3 protein-coding genes are annotated in these 2,646 nt (G+C 69.6%); all 3 read left to right on the forward strand.

What is annotated here, in order from left to right; genetic code table 11:
• On the forward strand, nucleotides 1-662 hold a 662-nt coding region (locus AC1MIR_RS20435; protein ID WP_480030021.1), incomplete at its 5' end, for a Rossmann-fold NAD(P)-binding domain-containing protein.
• Nucleotides 663-675: 13 nt separating this feature from the next.
• Nucleotides 676-1,074: an NAD(P) transhydrogenase subunit alpha part 2 gene (locus tag AC1MIR_RS20440; protein ID WP_480030022.1), complete on the forward strand. Its 399-nt coding sequence runs from the start codon at nucleotides 676-678 to the stop codon at nucleotides 1,072-1,074.
• 3 nt (nucleotides 1,075-1,077) lie between these two features.
• On the forward strand, nucleotides 1,078-2,484 hold the full coding sequence (locus AC1MIR_RS20445; protein WP_480030023.1) for an NAD(P)(+) transhydrogenase (Re/Si-specific) subunit beta: 1,407 nt from the start codon (nucleotides 1,078-1,080) through the stop codon (nucleotides 2,482-2,484).
• Nucleotides 2,485-2,646 lie beyond the last annotated feature (162 nt).

The raw sequence follows: 2,646 nt of genomic DNA on the forward strand, positions 1-2,646 counted from the left end.
CGCCCCCCGCCGCCCCCCCCCCCGCCCCATATCTATTCCTGCGGGGGGGGGGGGGGGGCGGCCGCCGGCCCCCCCCCCCCGCGCGGCGCCTGGGCGGCCGCGTCTCCGCCACCGATGTCCGGCCAGCGGCGAAGGAGGAGATCAAGTCCCTCGGCGCCAGCTTCGTCGGCTACGAGGACGAGGAGAGCAAGGCCGCCCAGACCGCCGGCGGCTACGCCAAGCAGCTCTCGGCCGAGTTCTACGCCAAGCAGGCCGAGGTGGTGGCCGGCCACATCGCCAAGCAGGACATCGTGGTGACCACCGCGCTGGTGCAGGGCCGCAAGGCGCCGACCCTGGTCACGGAAGCGATGGTGAAGTCCATGAAGCCCGGCAGCGTGATCGTGGACATCGCCTCCGACGCCGGCGGCAACGTGGCGCTGACCAGGCCGGGCGAGGCGGTGACGACGGAGAACGGCGTGAAGATCCTCGGCTGGTCGAACTGGCCCGGCCGCATCGCCGGCGCCTCTTCCGCGCTCTATGCGCGCAACCTGCTGACCTTCCTGACCACCTTCTGGGACAAGGACGGCAAGAAACCCGCGTTGAAGGAAGACGACGAGATCGTGAAGGGCGTCGCGCTCACCCGCGCCGGCGCCGTGGTCCACCCCTCGCTGGCTTCCGCCTGAGGAACATGCCCGCATGAGCACCCCCCAGCAGATCGCCAACGAGGCGGCGTCCATCGCCGACCGCGCCGCCATGCTCGCCGAGCAGGCGCGGCAGATGGCCGAGGCCGTCGCGCCCGTCGCCCAGGCCGCCAACCCCTTCCTGTTCCTGCTGACGATCTTCCTGCTCGCCTGCTTCGTCGGCTACTACGTGGTGTGGTCGGTCACGCCGGCGCTGCATTCGCCGCTGATGGGCGTGACCAACGCCATCTCCTCGGTGATCGTGGTCGGCGCGATCCTGGCGACGGGGCTGGCGGATTCGGTCGCCGCCAAGATCTTCGGCTTCCTGGCCGTGACGCTCGCCTCGGTGAACATCTTCGGCGGCTTCCTGGTGACGCGCCGCATGCTCTCCATGTTCAAGAAGAAGGGGGGCTGAGCGATGGCGGCCACGCTTTCGACGCTCGCCTACCTGGTCGCGTCGGTCCTCTTCATCCTGGCGCTGCGCGGGCTGTCCCACCCGGAGACCAGCCGCCAGGGCAACATGTTCGGCATGGTCGGGATGGCGATCGCCATCCTGGCGACGCTGCTGCAGCCGGGCATGGGCATCGGCGGCATCGTGCTGATCATCGCCGGCCTGGCGATCGGCGGCACCATCGGCGCCATCGTCGCCCAGCGCATCGAGATGACGGCGCTGCCGCAGCTCGTCGCGGCTTTCCACAGCCTGGTCGGCATGGCGGCGGTGTTCGTGGCGGCGGCGGCGCTCTACAGCCCGCAGAGCTTCGGCATCGGCGTGCCCGGCAACATCAAGGGCGCCTCGCTGCTCGAGATGTCGCTCGGCCTCGCGATCGGCGCCATCACCTTCTCCGGCTCGGTGATCGCGTTCCTGAAGCTGGCCGGGCGCATGTCCGGCGCGCCGATCATCTTCAAGGGCCAGCACATGCTGAACGCCGGGCTCGGCGCGCTGCTGCTGGTGCTGGTGATCGCCTTCGTCGCCACCGGCTCGCCCGTCCTGTTCTGGCTGATCGCGATCCTGGCCTTCGCGCTGGGCTTCCTGCTGATCATCCCGATCGGCGGCGCGGACATGCCGGTGGTCGTCTCCATGCTGAACAGCTACTCCGGCTGGGCGGCGGCGGGCATCGGCTTCACCATCGGCAACCTGCTGCTGATCGTGACCGGCGCGCTGGTGGGCGCCTCGGGCGCCATCCTCTCCTACATCATGTGCAAGGGGATGAACCGCTCGATCATCAACGTGCTGCTGGGCGGCTTCGGCTCGGATGGCGGCACGGCGGCGGCGGGAGCTGGCGCAGGCGACCGGGCGCCGGTGAAGGCCGGCAGCCCCGAGGACGCCGCCTACATCATGAAGAACGCCCAGAAGATCATCGTGGTGCCGGGCTACGGCATGGCGGTGGCGCAGGCGCAGCAGGTGGTGCGGGAGATGGCGGACCTTCTGAAGAAGGAAGGGGCGGAGATCTCCTACGCGATCCATCCGGTCGCGGGCCGCATGCCCGGCCACATGAACGTGCTGCTGGCCGAGGCGAACGTGCCCTATGACGAGGTGCACGAGCTCGAGGAAATCAACGCCGAGTTCGCCGATGCCGACGTGGCCTATGTGATCGGCGCGAACGACGTGACCAACCCGGCGGCGAAGACCGACAAGTCCTCGGCCATCTACGGCATGCCGATCCTCGATGTGGAGAAGGCGAAGACCGTGTTCTTCGTCAAGCGCGGCATGTCGAGCGGCTATGCCGGCGTGGAGAACGAGCTGTTCTTCCGGCCGAACACCATGATGCTGTTCGGCGACGCCAAGAAGGTGACGCAGGAGATCGTGCAGGCGCTGCAGAAATAGCAGCGCCTGCTGCCTTGTGTTTGCCGGCTCCGCCGGCGGGGCGCTCCAGAAGTAGCAGCGCCTGGCACCCACACCCCCGCGGGCGCGGGAGAGGGCGCCGTGGCCGGCAGGCGGTCGCCGCGGGCCGGTTGGCGAAGGCCGCGCGCCGCGTGGCGCGCACGC

The sequence above is a fragment of the Falsiroseomonas sp. RANM36 genome (assembly GCF_056682175.1).